Origin of the sequence: Lactococcus lactis, assembly GCF_029023865.1 — a bacterium.
Classification (GTDB): Bacteria; Bacillota; Bacilli; order Lactobacillales; family Streptococcaceae; genus Lactococcus; species Lactococcus lactis.
Genome location: NZ_CP118969.1, coordinates 1,665,925 through 1,681,858, shown reverse-complemented (window position 1 = coordinate 1,681,858; position 15,934 = coordinate 1,665,925). Strand labels below are relative to the sequence as shown.

The following is a 15,934-nucleotide window of genomic DNA, read 5'->3' as shown; positions in this document are numbered from 1 at the left end:
AAATTATTAATTGAGGCTCCACAGACACTAGTCTATGTGGATCTTCAAAAATTAGGAGAAGAAAATGTTATTGAATGGGATAGTGGCGGCGGTAATTACAATGATTATAACAATCATTGGTATTCCTCGCTTCATTATGTTCTTCCACAAGAAAAAATTGGGTGGGCAACCAACCCTTGAAGATGTAAAACAGCATGCTAGTAAAGCTGGGACTCCTACAATGGGCGGTTTTGTCTTCGTTGTTGTGAGTTTAGTAGTTTCATTAATTGCCGCTTTGGTTTTTGGCAAATTTAGTCCAGCTTTCATTACTGCGTGGTGGGTCTTTGCCATGTATGCTGTCATTGGCTTCTTAGATGATTTTTTGAAAGTATTCAAACAAATTAATGAAGGTTTGACTGCCAAACAAAAAATGTTGGCTCAAATTTTAATTGGGATTGTTTCCTATTTCATTTACAGTCATGGGGAAAAATCTCATATTATTCATCTTTTAAGTTGGGAATTTAATATTGGGATTTTCTTTTCAATTTTCATTATTATTTGGCTTGTGGGTTGGTCAAATGCGGTCAATCTTACTGACGGAATCGACGGTCTTGCTTCAATCACTGTTGCGATTTCACTGACAGCTTATGCAGTTATCGCAGTAGCACATCAACAGTACGATGTTTTGTTGATTATCTTGTCAGTCATTGGTGGTTTGCTTGGATTCTTTGTCTTCAATCACAAACCAGCAAAAATTTTCATGGGTGATGTTGGTTCCTTGGCTTTGGGTGGTTTTCTTGCAATTGTTTCAATCTTACTTCATGCCGAATGGACTTTGCTTTTAATTGGTGCGGTTTATGTCATTGAAACACTTTCAGTGATGCTACAAGTTGCTTATTTCAAGAAAACAGGTGGTAAACGTATTTTTAGAATGACTCCTATTCATCATCATTTTGAACTGGGTGGATTTTCTGGAAAAGCAGCTGGTTGGTCAGAATGGAAAATTGACATTGTCTTCTGGTTATTTACAGCAGTGCTGTCAGTAATTGCGCTTTGTATTTACTTTGCTTTTTAATTAATAAATTTACTGACAGAATGGTCAGTGAAAAGTCGCTCTTGTGAGCGACTTTTTTTATTTTTTAAAGTTAATATTTTACTGACAGAATACTCAAGAAAATATTATTTAGCTTTTAGAAAAGCTTAAGTTTTACTTGGGTTGAAATTAAGTTTTAACAATTATAATCAATTTATCAAGAAAAGAAAGGATTCCAAAATGAAAAATGTTCTTAAACTTTTAAAGGGGAAAGAAATTATTTTTGTTTCATTACTAACATTAATTGTTGGTGGAGTAGGTGGCTTTTTCATTGGTAAGGGTCAAAGTAATCAATCGCAGCAAAATAATTTTCAAGAACAAATGCAAAATCGCTTTGGACAAAATGGACGTAGTCCAGACACTAATAGCGGTGCGACTACGGGTGGTTCTAACAGTCAGTCAGGTAATTCAGGAACGACACAAGAAAGTAGTGACGAAAGTGGAACTGCATCAGCATAAAGGACCAAGTGGTTTTTAAGGACGTTGAGCCAATCATTCTTTCCGTCTTTATTTTTAATAAATTGACTGACGTGCTTAAAATCGACTTACAAAAAAGAGTCTATCAGAAGAAGACTAAGAAATGAGGAAAATATGGATTTTATAAGACGTGCATGGCTTTTCACTAAAGCCAAAATTGGACGGACAATACTTTTAATTGTTGCCTTTTCAGCAATTTTAATTTTTGTACTTTCAGGATTAATTATTAATAGTGCAGCTAATGTTTCTATTGATAATGCTAAAAAATCAGCTGGAGCAACCGTATCACTCTCTGTTAACATGCAAAATGTTATCAAAGAAGCACAAAATAGTGCAACATCAAGTTCAAGTAGTAGCAGTTCAAGTGATACTGCTGAAGCAGGTAAACGGTTTAATATTGATTTACCAACGATTTCAGAAACAACTGCTGAAAAAATTGCCAAACTTGATGGTGTAAAATCAGCAAGTTTCACTTATCAGGCTCAAGCATCAGCAAGTTCTGGTATCGAAAAAGTTTCAACAAGTAGTAGTTCTTCAAGTTCATCAACAGATACGCAAGCAGCTGGTGGATTTGGTGGACGTGAAGGAGGAATGGGCGGAGCTTCCCAAGAGGATTTCACAATCAGTGGGACAAATGATTTAGCAGCAAGTACAAGCTTCACAGATTCTTATAAGATTAGTTCTGGACGCGCAATTAAGGCTTCAGATGAGGGGACGAACAATGTTGTCATTGAATCAACCCTTGCTAGCCAAAACTCATTAAAAGTGAGTTCAACTTTCACAATCAAAGATAGTAATGACAAAACATATAAAATGACTGTTGTTGGTATCTATACAACAACAAGTAGCTCGACAGAAAGCTCAATTCAATACATGAATACAATGTATACTGCACTTTCTGTAGCAAATTCTATCAAAGGTACGACTGGCAAAGTATCAAATGCAACTTACAGCATGGAAAATCCTGCACAAGCAGATACTTTTGTAAAAGCTGCTAATAAATTAGTTAATGACAGTAATTTCCAAGTTTCTAAAAATGACCAAGCTTATCAAAATGTAAAATCATCATTGAATAATGTTGCAAGTTTTGCTAGAAATATTGTACTCATTGTAGCAATTGCTGGAGCAATTATCTTAGCGCTTATCGTGATGCTCATGGTTCGCGAACGTCGTTTTGAAATTGGTGTTCTGATGAGTCTTGGAGAATCAAAACTCAAAATTATTGGTCAATTTTTCTTTGAACTCTTCATGGTTATGATTGTTTCGGTTGGTATTGCATCAGCTGCTGGAAATGTAGTAGGAAATGTCGTTGGACAACAACTTTTAAAACAAGAAACAACGCAGACAACGGCAAGCACAAGCAACATGCAAGGAGCTCCAGGAGCAAATGGAGGCAAAACCGAAGGTCAAAGACCATCAGGAAATGCTGGCGGATTTATGGGGCGTGCAGGTGGAGCAATTGGCTTTGGACAATCAGCTTCTGAAGCAAAAGCACTTGAAAAATTGAATATTAAAACTTCTGTCAGTGAAATTTTACTTCTTGTTGCTATTGCGATTTTGATTACACTAATCGCTGTCGGTCTAGCAAGTATTGGAATTCTCAGATTGAATCCTAAACAAGTTTTAACAAATTGATTTCTAAGAAGAACCAGTCTAATAATTTACTGACAGCCTTCATTTTTTATCAAAAATTAATCACCAGATTCTGTCAGTAAATTTTTAAAATGAGAGGAGCAAAGATGACTCTAAAAGTTGAAAATTTAACTTATTATTATAGCAACCCCGATGACTATCTATTTAAAGATGTCACAGAAAGTTTTGAAAAAGGCACGATGTATGCCATTCTAGGACAATCCGGCTCAGGAAAAACTACTTTTCTTTCCCTGCTTGCCGGACTTGATACACCAAAATCTGGAAGTATGTCTTTTGATAATAAAGCAATTAAATCAAGTAATTTAACAAATTATCGCAAAAAAACAGTAAGTACCGTTTTTCAAGCTTATAACTTACTGACCTACATGAGTGCTTATGACAACGTCAAAACAGCCGTAAAAATCTCGTCAGTAAAATTTGAAAATGAAAAAGCAGCAATAGAAGAAGCGTTGAATAAAGTAGGATTGAGCACAGACCTAATTTATAAACCTGTCAGTAAACTTTCAGGTGGTCAGCAACAAAGAGTGGCCATCGCTAGAGCATTAGTTTTAAATCATGAGATAATTATTGCTGACGAACCCACAGGGAATCTCGATGAAGAAACAACAGCCCAAATTGTTGAACTCTTTAAAGAAATTGCTAATAAAGATAATAAAATTGTGATTCTGGTTACTCACGAAAATGAAGTTGCCAAAGCATCAGATGTTGTATTTACCCTTAAACATCGTAAATTTGAAAAGACAGCATAGAATATAAAAACCATTACAATAATTGTAATGGTTTTTTATCCAGCCAAAACAGATAAACTCAAGGTTTATGGACAATTAAACTAGAGTTGCTCAATAATACTTATGGCACTAAGAATAATTACAAAATTATGTTAAAATAGCTTCTAGGAGTATAGCCATGAGTTTAAATTTAAGAGATCTTGAATATTTTTATCAATTGTCAAAATTGCGTTCGTTCACCAATGTTGCCAAGCATTTCAGGGTTAGTCAACCCACTATTTCTTACGCAATCAAACGTTTAGAAACCTACTATGACTGTGATTTATTTTATAAAGATTCCTCGCATCAGGTAGTTGATTTAACTCCTGAGGGCGAACTTTTGGCAATGAGAACCAATGAAATTCTCTCTGAATTAAATCACACGAAAAAAGCTATTCATCGTTCGAGTATGAAAGATTTTAAAGTTGGTTTTCCGCCAATTATAAGTTCATATCTTCTATCAAAGCAAGATAATTTGAACTTTTTGAATGCCTTACATATGATTTATGGTGGTTCTAATGAACTCTTGAGCCTACTTTTAAATGAAGAAATAGATTCGAGCCTTTTAGGAAGTCTAGAAAAGATTAAGCATCCCCAATTAGAAATAGAAGAACTCTTTCAAAAAGAATTTTTTATCATTATGTCGGATAGTCATCCACTAGCCAATGAAAAAGAATTAGGATTTAAAGACTTACTTAATGAAGACTTTATCTTATTGGGAGAGCATAATATCCACTTTAATGCCTTTAATCGTTTAAATGAAAAATATAATCAATCAGCTAATGTAGTTTTGAAATTAGATGATGCTCATACCATAAAAGAACTTGTCAGGAAAAATTTAGGGATCAGTCTTATGGCAGATATCCGCTTATCAGAAGACTTTAAAAATCTAGTTAAAGTACCATTTATTGAAGAAGATAAACAATTCTTTCATATTAATTATGCCTATCAAAAAAATTCTATTCTCTCTGAAAGTGAAAAAAACTTTTTAGAAATATTGAAAACATTAAAATAAATATTGCTTAAGAGCATCAATGATTTGGTGCTTTTTTGATAGTAATTATTTACAGTAGAAAGCGCACAAAAAACTTTCAGGAAATGTTATAATTAGAAGTATGATGTGAATCGTTTTTAGAGCAAATAGCATTATCCAGTCAAAGAAAAATATAAGGAAATTATATTATAATTTATTAATCACTAAATATTTGAGAAGAAATTAATAAGAAGATAAGACTAGATAGGAATTAAAGTAAAATGGAAAAAGATTATTTAAAAACAAGATTTGAACCAGAAGAATTTGAAAAATTAAAAAAGAAACTTGTCAGATATGAGTGTGCTTTAGATGTTGTCAGAACTCAACTTTCTAATCTAAATACCTATTATAATAATTTTGAGGCAATCAACCCAATTGAGCATATCAAACATCGTTTAAAATCACCGGAAAGTATTGCAGGAAAGCTGAAAAAGAAAGATTTGCCTGTGACCGCCGATGCTGCTGATGAACATTTATCAGATATTGCAGGAATTCGTATTATTTGTTCTTATGCTAAAAATATCTATGAGATTGTTGAAATTATCAAAAGCCAAGAAGCTTTTACAGTTGTTAGCGAAAAAGATTATTTAAGAAACGTTAAAAAAACAGGTTATCGTAGTTATCATATGATTGTCGAAGTTAATTTAGGACATCTATTTAGTGAACAAACTTGTCGAGTTGAAATTCAGTTACGAACTTCGGCAATGGATTTTTGGGCAACGTTGGAACATAAAGTTCGTTATAAATATGATGGACAAATTCCTGAGCAACTCAGTGGTGAACTACAAAATTGTGCAGAGCAAATTCATGCGCTTGATGAGAGAATGTATCTTATTCATAAAGTTGTGGACATGATTAATCAGTCTGAAGTTGATATTGAACAAATTGGTTACTGATAAAACTAAAAATAAGAACTTGTCAAAGGATGGATAATCTGTTATACTTATTGAGTATGTTTTTGCATACTAATAAAACTGTTCATCCGCTGAGCTTAATTTGCTAGATGCTGCTTAATGATGGGCAAGAGGAGAAAAAAATGAACCTTATCGAATCTATCAACGCTGCGCAACTCCGCACTGATATTCCTGACTTCCGTCCTGGTGACACTGTACGTGTTCACGCAAAAGTTGTCGAAGGAACTCGCGAACGTATCCAAATGTTCGAAGGCGTTGTTATCGCTCGTAAAAACTCAGGAATTAACGAAACTTACACTGTTCGTAAAATTTCAAACGGTGTTGGTGTAGAACGTATCTTCCCAGTTCACACTCCACGTGTTGAACAAATCGAAGTTATCCGTCACGGTAAAGTACGTCGTGCGAAACTTTACTACCTCCGTGCACTCACAGGTAAAAAAGCTCGTATCGCTGAACGTCGTCGTTAAGATACACCAGTTTAACCGCTCTATTGAGCGGTTTTTTATTTGGAAAGATTTATGGTTATGCTCAAAGATTTAAGGATATTGTTTTATTGAATCTACTGTGCTAGGTTAATGAAGTAGTTCATAATTTAAAATAGAAGAAGTTGAATAATAAGAGCCGTTTGGTAATTTATCAAGACGACTTTTTTTGTAGTTAAATAATGACATTGGTGATGGATTTTAAGGAAAAAAAATGCGATAATTGTTTAAATGTACTTTATGGAGTACAGTGCAATTAAAAAAGATCAGAAAGGACTGAAATGAAAAAAAATATCAGTCGAGAAGAAGCAAAGAAATCTTTAGTCTATGACCCTTATTTTGAAAAAGGCCATTATGGGAGTAAAATTTTTCAAACTATAATTGCTCTTTTAGGATGGTGTGGTGTTATCATTCCATTTTTATGGATTATCTTTCCTTTTGTTTTTCCAAATCGAGCACGTTTTGATCATATCATAATTTATAGAGAAGAAAAATCTACACTTTTATTTCTTTTCATTTTTCTTTTTATATCTTTTATTTTCCTATCTATCTTGTATATTATCCTAACTTTTTGGAATAATTATCGTTTTAAACATTTTCTACAAAAAGAAAAGCAGTACGATGCTGAACGTGTCGATGTAAGACGAAAGTTAATTAATCAAGCTTATGATGAACGATTTGGCACAAAAGATTTTCGCCATAATGTTTGTTTTTATTCGGTCAAAGAAGAGCAAAATTTGGAAACAGATTTTGTGAAAAAGCTTTATCAGAAGGGAGAAAACAATGATTAGTTTTGTTCAAACGGGAAATGGCATTGTTGACTTTATTCTGACACTGATATTTCTGGTGTTAATTACTTACCCAATTTTAGGCGGATTCGCCTGGTTTATTGGAGTCTTATGTTATAGCTTTTTGTTCAAATATAAGCAAAAGAATTGGGATGATATTCCAGTAGAAGTTGAACCTTTTGTTACTATAATGCTTCCAGCTCATAATGAAGAAATAGTCATTGAAGATACACTTAATTATTTAATGACAAAAATTAATTATGAAAATTATGAGGTTCTAGTTACTGATGATGGTTCAACTGATAGAACTCCCGAAATTTTAAAAGAATTACAAGAAAAATATGATAAATTGCGCGTGATTAGAATTGAAAAAAAATAAAGGAAAAGCGCATGCCTTTAATATTGGTTTAGGATTTGCAAAAGGAGAACTAGTTTTAAGCAACGATGCAGATACTGTTCCAGAACCTGACTCTTTAAATCGCTATATCAATTATTTTATTCGACAAGATTCTACTAACATCTCAGCAGTAACAGCTAATATGGATGTTCAGAATCGTGCAAAATTGATTGCGAAATCTCAAACAGTTGAATTTTCTAGTATTGTAGGAATTATTAAACGGACTCAACTTGGTGTGCTAGGGAGTATTTATGCCTACAGTGGTGCAAATACGATGTATCGAAAAGATGCCTTAATTGATGTAGGTTTGTTTCGACAAGATAGAGCTACAGAAGATATTAGTATTGCTTGGGATCATCAAATGGACGGTTGGTTATCATTGTTTGCGCCTCGTATTATGTTCTTTATGGAGGTTCCAGAATCTCTGAAAATGCTCTATCGTCAAAGGAAACGGTGGGCCAAAGGTGGAACAGAGGTTTGGTTGACTAATTTTAAAAAAGTATTTTTACACCCTTTTGACAACGTTGGTCGAACAATTATGTTTATTGACCAAAGTTTCAGCATTATCTGGTCATTCTTTTTCTGGATTTCGTCAGCAATTTTTATCTGGTCTTTATTTCAATTTGCCATTACCGGAAACTTAGAACGGATTTATCACATGTTAACGATGGCCTTTCTCTTTGTTTGCTTTGAAATGATTTCGGGAACTTTTCAATTAGTCGCTTCATTAATAGTTGATGACCGTGGAAGAAAAGTAAAATATCTATTATTTGCTCCACTTTATATGCTTTTTTACTGGGTAATGAATGCATTAACCATTGTAACGACTTTTATTCCAGCAGTAAAAACTATTCTAGGTTTAGGGTCTGGAACCTGGAAAAGTCCGGAGCGTAAAGGGATAAAAGTGACAAATAAAAAAGATAATTGAAATTACTAACGATAAAAGTTTGATTTTATATCTTATCATTTGAAAATTTTTGAGGAGTTAAAGTACTCCTTTTTTTGAATTAACTTTTTTTAAGAAGACTAATAATAAAAATAATGACTTGTATAAAGACAACTAAGCGTAATTTTTAATCATCATAAATAAAATATTGTATTCATTATGTTATAATTAAATGAGAATTGAAGAACATTTTTTGGAGGTAAAGTTATGTTAACAGATTTTGAAAAACTTCGACGCGGAGTCGGATTTAGTGGGATAATTTCAATTATTATTGGTTTATTGATATTATTCTTACCTACAAAAACAGCAGCTATTGTCGCCGCTCTTGTAGGGGTAGCACTCGTAATTATGGGTGTCATTTATATTGGAGCAAATCTAGTCAAAAGAAGTGAAGAAAAAGGAAATTTCTGGAGAATTTCTCATCTCTTGTTGGGATTTATCTACCTATTTGCAGGAATTTTTGTTTTTTCAGATTTGAATGCAGCCGCAGAATCCCTTTTTGTCCTTATTGGTATTTTTGTAGGGATTAGTTGGATTGTAGATGGAATTGTAACTCTTACAGTTTTGACTAATTTCAATAGTAAATTTTGGGGGATTTTCTTAAGTGTAATTAGTATCATTGCTGGTTTTACTTTAGTATTTTCTCCGCTTTGGGGAGGGGTAACTTTGTGGTTACTTCTTGGAATCGAATTTTTAATTGTTGGGTTCATCAAAATGATTCACTATTACAGATGGGATAAATAGAAACGAAAAGGCCGATGAATATCGGCTTTTTTATTTATGCAACTTTATTAGAGATAAATAAAATTTTTATGGAACAAAATTGATAATGATTGGTCTCAAAAAAAAACTAAAGAATATATTTGGAAGCGTCTGACAATTTTTTATTCGTGATATAATTTTTAGTGGACGTTTTTTGACGTTCTTAGATTGGGGATGAGAATGAAAAATTATCTCAAATGGCTCAAAGATGAGCTAAAATCAATTAATACAGCCGGAAGCATCATGCTTTCGTTTATCATAGGAGTACAGTTGGCTTTCTTTTTAACGTCAACAATTACGGTCTTATCAATTATCACTTTGATTGCTACCTTAATGGGGTCGGCATGTACAGTTTACATGATGATTGGAAAACCAATTAATGGTCTTTTGGGGCTGATTAGTGCTTTTGGTTATATCTATATTAACTGGACTGCTGGTCACTATGCCTCTGTTTTAGATCAAATTGTTTTTGTTTTGCTGATTGACTTGCCATTGATTTTCACTTGGAAAACTTGGGGACATCGAATTGAAAATGGGGTCAAATTCATGAAGACAAAAGGATGGATTTTGACAATCAGCAGTATGTTGGTTCTTTGGTGGCCAATTACAGTCATTTATACAAAACTTGGAGACACCAATCCTTTATGGGATGCTATTACTTTAATTATTGGAGCTGCGGCTTCAATCTTGGTTGTTAGAGGTTATGGGGATAGTTACTCACTTTGGCTCTTATCTGATGTGGTCATGATTATTTTATGGGCAACAGCACTTATGGATGGCTATTCTGCAAGTTCTTTAGCAATGCTTCTAACTATTACTTTCTATTTGGTTACTTCTTTATATGGAAAATTCTTTTCTATTTGGAAGAATGACAAGAAGGCAAGTGGAGAAGTAGTAACTGAGAGAAACTAAAAAGGGAGTTGCTCATTGAGCAACTTTTTTTATTTAAAGTATAACAAAAGCACCTACTCTCAAAATTAAAGTAGATGCCTTTATCGATTGGGATACTCGCCCATTTTTTTCTCCTTAAACTAATTGTTCTAAGTTTTGTACAGCTTCTTCAATAGTATCTCCAGCACCATAAATATTTGAATCATTTACAAGTGATGCTCTGAAGATATTATGAGAAGTATCTAGAGTTACTGTATATTGGAAAAATTTATTTTTGTTAGTGAATGTCATAGTGCATTCTCCTTTCTTTATTTATTATACGAAAGGGAACCAAATTGGTTCATAACGAAATTCTAACTAAATTGTAGCATAAAGAAATCAGAATATCAAAAAAAGTGATTTAATATTTTCATAAAATTATATTTTTACTTCTAAGTAAAATTGGAAAAAAAGTCTTAAAAATAAACGTTTCTTCTAAAAATATAGTGAGTGTTTAGTTGGACTTCTTAAATATTTTATCATAGAATATAGTAAAGGAGGCGTTTACAATGAGAGATGAATACAAGAAAATTTTAGTTGCAGTTGATGGCTCTGACCAATCGAAAGAAGCAATTCACGAAGCAGTCGCCATTGCCAAAAGAAATAAAACTTCATTATTTGTTTTACATGTTAAAGACGAAACAAGACTTCGGGGAACTCCGTATGCCTTGGCAATTAATTTGGATGATTTAGAAACAGAATCTAAAGAAATTATTGCTGAAGTTGAGGTTCTGATTAATGATGAAGTTGAGTTTGAAGTCCATGCCTTTACAGGAAATCCAAAGAAAGAAATCATTAATTTTGCAAAGCAATTTGAATTGGATTTGATTGTAGTCGGTTCAAATGGTAAGGGATTATTAGACAGGATGCTAGTAGGTTCGACGACAAGTTATGTTGTTAATCATGCGCCTTGCAATGTTATGGTTGTAAAATAACCAAAAAATCTTGGCGTAAGCTAGGATTTTTTATGAAGATTTATATGATGACAAAAGAATTCACTAGAGTTAGTGAAGAAAAGGATGATAGGGGAATGTAGAAAATAAGAGGAATGAGTTAATGGCGTCGAAACAGGAGTTAATTGATTATGTAGCAGACCGTACAGAACTTTCAAAAGTAAATGCAGCAAAGGCAATCAATGCCTTTGTCGAGGCAATCACTTACTATATTTCTGAAGGGACTCCCGTACATATTTCAAATTTTGGAACTTTTGAGGTTCGTAAACGTGCAGCCAGAGTCAGTCATGATGTTCATTCAAGAGAAAAAATTTTAGTAGGCGAACAAAATATTCCGGTATTTAGAGCTGAAAAAGCTTTAAAATTGGCTACGAAACAAGAACTATCTGATGAAGATATGGTGATTGAAACATTGAGCAATATGATTTTGGAAGTTCAACATCATGATTAACACCTGTTAATGGCTATTATTTTCCAAATAGAATTAAAAAAAACGATTCTTCTAAAAGAACCGTTTTTTTTAATTTATGAGCTCAACTAATAGATTAGCAATTTGAGTAGGTGTTTCCTTTTGTTTTCGACGAATCCATGATTGAGTAGTTCCAAAAATAGCATTAGCATAGTAGGTTGTCGCATAAATTTCCCCTAATTTTCCTAATTTAAGATGTTTAGACTGAGGGAAAAAGGAACTTTGAATAAGTTCTTTGAGTTTTTGCAACATAAACTGGTGGATTTCTTTGCTACCATTTTCCGAAAGAAGAGCGGCATATATTTGATTTCCTTTTAGAAATTCAAAAGTTTCAAGCATTGTTGCATGAATATTTCCGTTATTTTTTTCAAAGACATATTGAATAGTCTCAAAAAGTCGACGTTGATAGGCTTCAATCATGTCATATTTATCTTGATAATGAGTATAAAAACTACTACGACTAACTTTAGCTAATTTCACAAGTTCAGTCGTTGAAATTTGGTCAAAAGATTTCTCGCCTAAAAGTTGAATCATGGCATCTCGTAATTGAAGTTTTGTACGATCTTTTCTGCTGTCATTAGACATTTAAAGGGGGGACCTCCGTCCTTTTTAGAATGTAAGTGCTTCATTTAGACAAATTTAAAAATATGTCCAAAACTGAATGGATAATAATTGTCAAATTTTCTAAAAAGTTTATAATACGTATTGTAACAGTTTTTGGACGTGTTGTCCATAAAGAAAGGGGAAAAGATGTTAAAAAAAGAATGGCAAGCCATTTTAAAGCACAAATTTTTTATTATTGTTATTATCGCTTTGGCACTTGTACCAGCAATTTATAACTATATTTTCTTAGGTTCTATGTGGGATCCTTACGGTAAATTGAATGACTTACCAGTAGCGGTTGTAAATTTGGACAAGACGTCTGAATTGAACGGAAAAAAATTCAAACTTGGTGATGATGTCATTGCTGAAATGAAAAAATCAAAGGATTTAGATTATCATTTTGTTTCGGAGGATAAAGCTTCTAAAGGGATAAAAAAAGGTGATTATTACATGGTTATCACTTTTCCAGAAAACTTTTCAGAAAATGCAACAACCTTAATGAATAAGAAACCAAAAACGGTTCAGTTAGATTATCAAACGACACGTGGTCATAACTATATTTCATCAAAAATGAGCGAAAGTGCGATGAATCAGCTGAAATCAGAGGTTTCAAAAAATATCACAGAGACTTACACCAAAGAAATTTTCGCTAAGCTTGGTGATATGAAGTCAGGAATGAAAGAAACTTCTGACGGTTCAAATAAATTGGCTGATGGAACTTCGTCAGCATTGAATGGTTCAAAAGAATTAAGTAGTAATTTGAATACTTTATCTTCATCAAGTTTAACTTTCACTGACGGCGCAAATAATTTGAATTCAGGCTTAAATAAATATGTATCAGGAGTGAATCAAGCTGCCAATGGGGGACAACAACTTTCTTCTGGTGCTGACCAATTTGTCAGTGGAACGCAACAATTGGCAGCAGGTACACAAACACTGGCTGATAAATCAAAAGAGCTGTCAGCAGGTTTAACAGAATTGACACAAAAAACAGCTTTGTCAGCAGAACAACAGGCTCAAATTAGCCAGCTTCAAAATGGCCTGACTGATTTAAATAATGCTATCCAAAATGGTGCTAATGATACGGGTTCAGCAGATTCCGTGAAAAATGATTTAGCTTCTGTGAAAAAAAGTTTAGAAGATACGCAAACGATATTAAGTGATATTGTTCCTAATCAAATCAAAGCGATGGCTCAAACAAAGGCTTATAATAGTTTGAAAACTGACCAACAAAACGAACTAAATGCAGCTATTTTAAACTCTGCTCAGTCAACTTTATCTCCTATTCAAACAAGTATGACTTCAGTTGCGGATAGTTTAACTGATGTGGGCAATCAATTGATGGGAATTCAAAATCAAACCAAAGAACTTGTCCAAAATTCTAATGTTGCTCTTCCTGGTGCAAATGCCATAATTTCACAATTGTCAACAGGGCTTTCTGACGTAAATAGTGCCCTAGCAAATCAAGTCACACCTGGTTTTGCCCAATATGCTGACGGAGTTAATCAAGCAAACGCTGGCGCTCAACAATTAGCAAGTAAATCAAAAGATTTACAAAGCGGGACAATGCAATTAGTTTCTGGATTGTCACAATTACAAGCGAATGGTTCAACTTTAACTTCAGGTTCAAATCAATTGGCAGGGGGTGCTCAACAAATTTCCTCTGGTTCACAACAATTGGCAAATGGAGGTTCAAGTTTAACAAGTGGTTTGGGCACGCTAAATACAGGGGCTAATAACTTGTCAACAGCGTTAACCAAAGCAGATGATACTCTCTCAGCAACTAATAATTCTAATGAAAATGCTAAAAAAGTAGCTGCACCGTTGAAACTTAAACATACTGACCATGACAATGTACCAGAAAATGGTGCAGGAATGACACCATACATGATTAATGTTGCTCTCTTTATTGGTGCCCTTGCGACAAATGTTGTGATTGGAATTGGTTTCTCAGGTGAAAAATGGAAATCTGGTCGCGAATTTATGTTGGCGAAAATTGGTACAAATGGTTTGGTAGCACTTTTACAAGGAATCATCGTCTGGGGAGCAGTTGCTCTTCTTGGATTGAGACCAAATCATTTGTGGGAAATGTTGTTGTCAGTACTTTTAATCAGCTTCGCTTACATGGCAATCAATACTTTCTTCTTAACGGCTCTAGGTAAGATTGGTGAATTCCTTATGATTGTAGTCTTAGTTCTACAACTGGCGACGAGTGCAGGAACTTACCCCTTACAACTTGCGCCTAAAATATATCAAGTCATCAGTCCTTGGTTACCAATGACTTATGGTTTAAAAATGTTACGTGAAACCATTGGTTTGAATGGAGCAATTTTACCAGAAGCAATTCTATTTGTGGTTATTATCGCTCTCTTTACTTTCATGTTGAGTTTCTTCAAGAAATTCTCGCGTTTTGCATAAAATAAATTACTGACAGAAAATTTTATGAATAAATTTTTTCTGTCAGTAATTTTTTATCTAGAAATTTTAAAATAAATTTGGTAAAATAAAGCTGTAAAAAGAATTTGACAATTTGGATTTGTCCTAGAAAGCACATTCGTTCAACTTTTAAAGTTTTGCTTTTTATGACAGCCTAAGGAGATAAAATGGCAGATAAATACACAGAAGAGCAAGTGAATGAAATCAAGGACAAAATTCTCTCTGCCCTTGAAAACGTCATTGACCCAGAGCTTGGGATTGATATTATCAACCTCGGATTAGTTTATGAAATTAGCTTTGAAGATAACGGATTTACAGAAATTAAAATGACATTGACAACAATGGGTTGCCCTTTGGCGGACCTTTTGACTGAACAAATTCATGATGCTTTGAAAGAAGTGCCAGAAGTTGGTGAAATCAAGGTGAACTTGGTTTGGTATCCAGCATGGACAGTTGATAAAATGAGTCGTTATGCCCGTATTGCTTTGGGAATTCGATAAATATAATAAAAAACTCCTTAGTCAGCATTGACAGGGAGTTTTTTATTTATTAACGAAATTCATTATTCAATTATAAGCTTTTTGTCTGTATATTTTAATCTTTGGTATTTTATTTTAAAAAATAATATTTTTGTCTTAGTTCTAATTTCTAAAAAATTTAGTCATAACAAGAGGTTTAATCCAATAAAAAAACATTTAATTTAGGTAATACATTTGTTATTTGACTAAAAGTATAGGTCGTGTTATGATTTTTTTGCTTAGGAATATTTTGAAAATTTAATTTAAGCAATTTTGGTTAGAGATTTTCTAACCATCGGTAGGTGAGGCTACCACAGGGATACGGGTTGCTGCCGCAGAGTCGTGGAGACACGATGAGAGGGCCAACAGTTCACGTCGAAAAAAGAAGGCGTGAAATAGTGCAACAACATCGCCCTGCGGAGCTAAAGCTTGAACGATACTTGGTACTTTAGTTCACTTGATAGTGTATCTTTTTGAAATCATACCTTGTCTACGTTCAACCGACGTAGGCAATTTTTTTATAAAAAAGGAGGTGGTGAAAATGGAAGCACAGAATAACAGTGGCTCAGACCCTGAGAGTTATAGGAAGAAAGATAGCTTAAAAGTGGACAAGCATTTTTATCACTTCAATCTAATCTAGTTCTCTGAGTTGGAGCTGTACAATCAAAATCTACTATAAATCAGAAATTGAGGTACAAGCCGATGACAAAAATATTAATTCATACAACAATAAA

Annotated in this window: 16 protein-coding genes, 1 pseudogene and 1 riboswitch; of the genes and pseudogenes, 15 read left to right on the top strand and 2 right to left on the bottom strand. The window is 33.5% G+C overall.

What is annotated here, in order from left to right; genetic code table 11:
* The first annotated feature begins 64 nt into the window (after positions 1-64).
* The 11 genes and pseudogenes from mraY to pnuC all read left to right on the top strand — a co-directional run bounded on the left by mraY (position 65) and on the right by pnuC (position 10,203).
* Entirely contained in the window at positions 65-1,054 is a 990-nt protein-coding gene (gene mraY / locus PYW37_RS08385; protein WP_010905599.1) for a phospho-N-acetylmuramoyl-pentapeptide-transferase, read from the top strand.
* A gap of 198 nt (positions 1,055-1,252) precedes the next feature.
* Positions 1,253-1,531: a hypothetical protein gene (locus PYW37_RS08380; RefSeq protein WP_015426168.1), complete on the top strand. Its 279-nt coding sequence runs from the start codon at positions 1,253-1,255 to the stop codon at positions 1,529-1,531.
* A gap of 132 nt (positions 1,532-1,663) precedes the next feature.
* The gene (locus PYW37_RS08375; protein ID WP_025016678.1) at positions 1,664-3,184 is read left to right on the top strand and encodes an ABC transporter permease; all 1,521 of its coding nucleotides are present in this window, start codon (positions 1,664-1,666) and stop codon (positions 3,182-3,184) included.
* Positions 3,185-3,288: 104 nt separating this feature from the next.
* Positions 3,289-3,951 (top strand): ABC transporter ATP-binding protein, encoded by a 663-nt coding sequence (locus PYW37_RS08370; protein WP_023189842.1) that lies wholly within the window; start codon positions 3,289-3,291, stop codon positions 3,949-3,951.
* 157 nt (positions 3,952-4,108) lie between these two features.
* Complete coding sequence (locus PYW37_RS08365; protein ID WP_012897518.1) at positions 4,109-4,984, top strand: LysR family transcriptional regulator; 876 nt, start codon at positions 4,109-4,111, stop codon at positions 4,982-4,984.
* 239 nt (positions 4,985-5,223) lie between these two features.
* Positions 5,224-5,898, top strand: coding sequence for a GTP pyrophosphokinase (locus PYW37_RS08360; RefSeq protein ID WP_003131377.1), 675 nt, complete (start codon positions 5,224-5,226; stop codon positions 5,896-5,898).
* Between the two features lie 140 nt (positions 5,899-6,038).
* Positions 6,039-6,383, top strand: a complete 345-nt coding sequence (gene rplS / locus PYW37_RS08355; protein WP_012897519.1) for a 50S ribosomal protein L19 — start codon at positions 6,039-6,041, stop codon at positions 6,381-6,383.
* A gap of 296 nt (positions 6,384-6,679) precedes the next feature.
* A complete protein-coding gene (locus tag PYW37_RS08350) occupies positions 6,680-7,189 on the top strand; it encodes a hypothetical protein (protein ID WP_025016677.1) in 510 nt (169 codons plus the stop codon).
* A pseudogene (locus PYW37_RS08345) lies at positions 7,182-8,511 on the top strand (glycosyltransferase family 2 protein). Before PYW37_RS08350 ends, PYW37_RS08345 begins: the two are co-directional and overlap by 8 nt.
* 225 nt (positions 8,512-8,736) lie before the next feature.
* Entirely contained in the window at positions 8,737-9,273 is a 537-nt protein-coding gene (locus PYW37_RS08340; RefSeq protein ID WP_010905603.1) for an HdeD family acid-resistance protein, read from the top strand.
* Positions 9,274-9,471: 198 nt separating this feature from the next.
* Positions 9,472-10,203 (top strand): nicotinamide riboside transporter PnuC, encoded by a 732-nt coding sequence (gene pnuC, locus PYW37_RS08335; protein WP_003131382.1) that lies wholly within the window; start codon positions 9,472-9,474, stop codon positions 10,201-10,203.
* A gap of 114 nt (positions 10,204-10,317) precedes the next feature.
* Here the strand turns inward: pnuC and PYW37_RS08330 are convergent, their stop codons facing one another.
* The gene (locus PYW37_RS08330; RefSeq protein WP_003131383.1) at positions 10,318-10,473 is read right to left on the bottom strand and encodes a hypothetical protein; all 156 of its coding nucleotides are present in this window, start codon (positions 10,471-10,473) and stop codon (positions 10,318-10,320) included.
* A 257-nt stretch (positions 10,474-10,730) separates the two neighbouring features.
* Between PYW37_RS08330 and PYW37_RS08325 the strand changes: the two genes are divergently transcribed.
* Both PYW37_RS08325 and PYW37_RS08320 read left to right on the top strand, forming a co-directional pair.
* Positions 10,731-11,156, top strand: a complete 426-nt coding sequence (locus tag PYW37_RS08325; RefSeq protein ID WP_003131384.1) for a universal stress protein — start codon at positions 10,731-10,733, stop codon at positions 11,154-11,156.
* A gap of 121 nt (positions 11,157-11,277) precedes the next feature.
* Entirely contained in the window at positions 11,278-11,625 is a 348-nt protein-coding gene (locus PYW37_RS08320; RefSeq protein WP_023189837.1) for an HU family DNA-binding protein, read from the top strand.
* Between the two features lie 69 nt (positions 11,626-11,694).
* Here PYW37_RS08320 and PYW37_RS08315 read toward each other — a convergent pair whose 3' ends face one another.
* The gene (locus PYW37_RS08315) at positions 11,695-12,228 is read right to left on the bottom strand and encodes a TetR/AcrR family transcriptional regulator (protein ID WP_003131387.1); all 534 of its coding nucleotides are present in this window, start codon (positions 12,226-12,228) and stop codon (positions 11,695-11,697) included.
* Positions 12,229-12,393: 165 nt separating this feature from the next.
* Between PYW37_RS08315 and PYW37_RS08310 the strand changes: the two genes are divergently transcribed.
* Together PYW37_RS08310 and PYW37_RS08305 are read left to right on the top strand one after the other, a co-directional pair.
* Positions 12,394-14,664, top strand: a complete 2,271-nt coding sequence (locus PYW37_RS08310; RefSeq protein WP_025016676.1) for a YhgE/Pip domain-containing protein — start codon at positions 12,394-12,396, stop codon at positions 14,662-14,664.
* Between the two features lie 185 nt (positions 14,665-14,849).
* Positions 14,850-15,182 (top strand): metal-sulfur cluster assembly factor, encoded by a 333-nt coding sequence (locus tag PYW37_RS08305; RefSeq protein WP_003131392.1) that lies wholly within the window; start codon positions 14,850-14,852, stop codon positions 15,180-15,182.
* Between the two features lie 305 nt (positions 15,183-15,487).
* Positions 15,488-15,649: riboswitch (M-box (ykoK) riboswitch) on the top strand.
* Positions 15,650-15,934 lie beyond the last annotated feature (285 nt).